4 protein-coding genes are annotated in these 4937 nt (G+C 35.3%); 3 read left to right on the top strand and 1 reads right to left on the bottom strand.

What is annotated here, in order from left to right:
* Positions 1-326: 326 nt before the first annotated feature.
* A complete protein-coding gene (locus F6K22_RS31645; protein ID WP_293107411.1) occupies positions 327-590 on the top strand; it encodes a hypothetical protein in 264 nt (87 codons plus the stop codon).
* Between the two features lie 871 nt (positions 591-1461).
* The gene (locus tag F6K22_RS31640) at positions 1462-2022 is read left to right on the top strand and encodes a DUF2854 domain-containing protein (RefSeq protein ID WP_293107414.1); all 561 of its coding nucleotides are present in this window, start codon (positions 1462-1464) and stop codon (positions 2020-2022) included.
* A gap of 83 nt (positions 2023-2105) precedes the next feature.
* Here F6K22_RS31640 and F6K22_RS31635 read toward each other — a convergent pair whose 3' ends face one another.
* Positions 2106-2363, bottom strand: a complete 258-nt coding sequence (locus F6K22_RS31635; RefSeq protein ID WP_293107408.1) for a CRR7 family NDH-1 assembly protein — start codon at positions 2361-2363, stop codon at positions 2106-2108.
* Positions 2364-2724: 361 nt separating this feature from the next.
* Here F6K22_RS31635 and sir point away from each other — a divergent pair.
* On the top strand, positions 2725-4937 hold a 2213-nt coding region (sir, locus tag F6K22_RS31630; RefSeq protein ID WP_293107406.1), incomplete at its 3' end, for a sulfite reductase, ferredoxin dependent.

The following is a 4937-nucleotide window of genomic DNA, read 5'->3' as shown; positions in this document are numbered from 1 at the left end:
CGCCATTCGAAGTCTTGCTCGAAGCCGCCTTGGACGTCTTCACCCGGCATCCGATCATTAGTGACAACCAGACAGTGTTAAAGGGAGCATAGACTGTTATTTTTTCAAGCTTCGACTACTTGAAGATTTATCATCCTAATATGGCAAGTAAACAAAGCTAATTTTCAGGTGATAAATATATATTCATTGATACAAAATTTGATGCCGACTTTTCCTGTCTCGTTAATCGAATTTTAATGTGAGTCCCCAAGTCAAAGATCGGATGTTTGCATCTCTAATTATCAACAGTCTCTGATTCTTGAAAAAAAATATTCTATATAATATAAATGTCTAAGTTAGACCCAGATCAGGAAGCTACAAGTGTTAGTAAAGACATATTAAAGCGCATTAACTCTCTGAAAAAAGAAAATGAAAGATTGTATAATATTTTAGCAATAGATGTTTGGGCATTAGCCAAGACTATGGATGAATTTCATCCTGGATTTTGGGCAGCTTTTATGAAAAATCGAGATAAAGCTTTAAAAAAATTTATGGCTGATACAATTAAAAATAAGCAAAAAGATGATAGCCTTCCCCCTTTTCTGCGTTAGTTTAACTTCAAAAACTTACACATTTACAAAAAATATATAGCAGTATGAAATTGTTGGTAAATTGTTGGTAAAAAGTTCTCAAATAGATACAAAATTTGAACTTATTACCCCCTTTACTGAGAAATAAAGGTTTACAGTCTCTCATGAGCAAGGAGAAAAAGCGGTCGTTTAGCGTTCCGCACAACGCGCGTTAACGCGGAGCGACTTGAATTGCGGAGCTTTCCGTAGGATGGGATGGATGGGTTACCTAACCATATCCAATCTCCCCTTGAGAAGAAAAAAATTTCCTTTTTAACCAATCCTCAATGTTTTAATAATTAATAATTATTAATTATTGAACCTGCTCCCTAATGGTACAGATATTGTCTAGGGTCTAACCGCGTAGAGGATTACTGACAAATTGCTTGGCATATCATTAGACATCTGGTGATAACTAAAAATCAAATCAATTATCGTACATAAATAATCAATTATTTCTACCTAAACCCTAAACCCTAAACCCTAAACCCTACTCCCTCTTTTGGTGGAGATGTCTATTAGATTCACGAGGTATTGATTATACAAGTACAACAGATATTTGATAAATTAAGTAATCGGACAGAATTATTGACAAACTTAGATATATTAGTATCTCGGCTGGATCGAGATAGAAGATTTAATGAGTGTGTAATTAATTTTGTCTAACTACTTATTAATTAAAAATTCATTACTGACTTTACTGAGGAAAAATTTAGAGGAAAAGAAAAAAAAGTTGACCTAAAATCATGGTGAGGGTAATATATTTATGCAAACTACTAACTTGTAATTGCCTCATAGCTCATACAAAAAGTTAAGTATCAAAACTTTGAAATTATATTTACATATTAATGATATGCTACGCCAAATTTCATTAGCGACAGTAGGATTGGTTTTAGGTGGAATTATCTCTGTAATTGGAACAGCAGCTTACTTTACTAATAATCCCACACTTAACTTAGCTGGATTCTTTTATGGAATTCCCCTACTTCTAGGAGGACTTGCTCTTAAAGCTGCTGAACTTGCACCAGTACCTTTTACTCAACCAACTACTGAGGAAATTATAACTCTCAGGGAAAAACAGGCTACTCCTATCCAAAATCAACTACGTCAAGATGTGACTCGCTATAGGTATGGTCAAAAAGTGCATTTAGAAGAATCTCTGGCTCGCTTAGGTTTAAGTCCGACAAATGAGGAAAGACCTATACTCCAAGGATTAAGAGAAATAACTATCAATGATTCTTATGCCTTGGTGTTAGAATTTGATTCTGCATTAATTACCTTAGATACTTGGCAGGAAAAACAGGATAAATTGTCAAAATTTTTCGGGCCAAATTTGCAGGCAGAAGTAAGTCAACCTAAAGAGGGAAAGATTGATGTTGCTCTGATAACTACTCCAGAAGTAGAAAAAACATAATTTTTAATCTGAATCATCTGACGATTGAAGATTTCACAAATAAGGTTTTTCCTGGCTATAAAAAAAATTGAGGAGTTTTCAACCTACTTTTCCAGACGCACCACATACCATTGGATAAATTGGCCAGGACTAAATTCATATTCACAATAAGTATCTCTTAGTTTTTGAGCTTGAGCATCTAGGGAAGATAATTTTTGTAAATCTCTAGGTAAATTAGATTGTTGTTGAGCTATAATATCGCGCAATTTTTCTAGTAGTTCTATACCTGTCAGAAATTGCTCAGGTTTATTCGGCTCTAAGACTACATAGTTTTCTTCTTGGTACATTAGTGAATTAGGCATTTTTATTAGAAAATTTGTTAACAATTATGATTAATCATTGATATTCTAAAATTAGGTAAAATCAACCACTGTATATAGTTGCTTTTTATGATTAAAAACCAAGTAAACCTACAAATTAGTAGAGGTTGACAAGATAAGGATATATGAGAGTATAATATAAAATTAATGAAATATTGCTAGAGTAATGGTAAATTATTGTGAATGCTAAAGTAAATAAATTAGCAAAAACAAAATAGAGGAAATTATCAATAAATAAAATCAAGGAAAAATAAATTTTATAATTGTAGCTCCAAAGCAATATTCAAAGATTAACTCTACTAACTAACTGATAAAATAGTAGCAATTTGCACTTTTACCCATGATGACCCCATCTCAAATTTCAACGCCTAAAGAGCAAAAACCTTCTAAGCTAGAAGGCATAAAAGAAAATAGTAATTTCTTGCGAGAACCCTTAGCAACTCAACTGCTGGAAGATACAACTCACTTTACTGAAGAAGCTGTTCAAATACTAAAATTCCACGGTTCTTATCAACAATATAACAGAGATAATATAGTTAAAGGGCAAGAAAAAGATTATCAAATGATGCTGCGCACCCGGAACCCGGGTGGGTTTGTTCCGCCACAACTTTTTCTGACTCTAAATAGTTTGTCTCATGAATATGGTAACGGAACACTTCGTGTGACAACTAGACAAGGTTTTCAGTTACATGGAGTATTAAAGAAAAATCTCAAAAAAGTCATATCATCTATTATCAAAAGTATGGGTTCGACACTGGGTGCTTGTGGAGATTTGAATAGAAATGTAATGTCTCCACCAGCTCCCTATAAAAATCGTCCTGAATACAAATATGCTAAAGACTATGCTAATCAAATAGCAGATTTATTAGCACCACAAACGGGAGCATATTATGAGATTTGGCTAGATGGAGAAAAAGTAATTAGTGCAGAAGAAAATCCAGAAGTAAAAGCTGCTAGACAACTTAATATTAACGGCACAATCTTCCCAAATAGTGAAGAACCAATTTATGGTACTCACTATATGCCGAGAAAATTTAAGTGCGCTGTCACAGTTCCAGGAGATAACTCCATAGATCTATATACTCAGGATGTTAGCCTGGTTGTGATTACCAATGAAGCAGGAGAATTAGAAGGATTTAATGTTTTAGCAGGTGGTGGTCTAGGTAGAACTCATAGAAAAGAAGATACATTCCCTTGTTTAGCCCAAGAAATTGGATATGTAGCCAAAGAAGATATATTTGATTTAGTCAAGGCTATAGTAGCTACTCAAAGAGATTATGGCGATCGTAGTAATCGTCGCCATGCTAGAATGAAATATTTACTCCATGACTGGGGAGTGGAAAAATTTCAGGCCAAGTTGGTAGAATATTTTGGTAAATCCATTGCTCCCTTCAAATCTCTACCAGAATGGAAATATTTGGATTTCCTGGGATGGCACGAACAAGGAGATGGGAAGCTATTTTTAGGAATTTCAGTAGAAAATGGTCGTGTCAAAGATGAAGATTCATTTCAGCTAAAAACAGCTTTGCGAAAAATAGTTCAGTTGTTTAAACTACCGATGCTGTTAACAGCTAATCACAACATAATTCTCTATGAAATTGAACCACGGCAACAACAAGCAATAGAACAAATATTAACTCAGCATGGTATTAGCAAAGAAAAAGATATTGACCCCTTAGTGCGCTACAGTATGGCCTGTCCTGCTTTTCCTACTTGTGGACTAGCAATGACAGAATCAGAAAGGGCTTTGCCTGGCATACTGGGACAAATTAGGTTATTGTTGGACAAGGTGGGACTAGGACAGGAACATCCTGTAATTAGAATGACAGGATGTCCCAATGGTTGTGCTAGACCCTACATGGCGGAATTAGGATTTGTTGGTAGTGCTCCTGATACTTATCAGATTTGGTTAGGGGGTTCGCCTAACCAAACACGACTGGCAAAACCTTATATCGACAAACTGCATATCAATAATCTGGAAACTGAGTTGGAGCGAATGTTTATTTATTTCAAGCAACAACGGCAACCAGATGAGAGTTTCGGTGATTTCTGTAATCGTGTCGGTATTGAAGCCATCCGTAAGTTTGTAACCAACTATCAATCTAGTTTCTCGATGAATACAGATATTAACAATTCAAGTTTTACCTCAATCAATTCTGAAAACAATGTTCCAGCAGTTCAAGATGTTACTGAGACAACTCCAGAAACTCAACCTCAAGAAGAAGGGGTGAGTACAAATCTGGAAAATAATCAGGAAATGACTCCTATCAATTCTCCGGTAACTTCACCCCCTAATGTTGATAATAGTAGTACATTAGTAACTCCATCAACTACTGTGACTCAAACGACAACAACGAATCCACCAACAACTACTGAAACTCAGCCTTTAAACACTCCTCAAACTGTAAAAACTCCTATTTTTAGCAGTGACTCTAATACAACAACACCAGCACCTAACACTATTGGTCAACCAGTAGGTCAACCTGTAGCACCTACAACACCTAACACTATTGGTCAACCAGTAGGTCAACCTGTAGCACCTACAACACCTAACAA

This window comes from Okeania sp. SIO2F4, from assembly GCF_010672385.1.
Lineage (GTDB): Bacteria > Cyanobacteriota > Cyanobacteriia > Cyanobacteriales > Microcoleaceae > Trichodesmium.
Note: the sequence above shows the minus strand (reverse complement) of the source record. Positions and strands in the feature narration are given on the sequence as shown.

What these genes read in the sequence shown, in the direction of transcription:
- F6K22_RS31645 (WP_293107411.1), top strand. Translation starts at nt 327, where the DNA reads ATGTCTAAGTTAGACCCAGATCAGGAAGCTACAAGTGTTAGTAAAGAC.
- F6K22_RS31640 (WP_293107414.1), top strand. Translation starts at nt 1,462, where the DNA reads ATGCTACGCCAAATTTCATTAGCGACAGTAGGATTGGTTTTAGGTGGA.
- F6K22_RS31635 (WP_293107408.1), bottom strand. Translation starts at nt 2,363, where the DNA reads ATGCCTAATTCACTAATGTACCAAGAAGAAAACTATGTAGTCTTAGAG.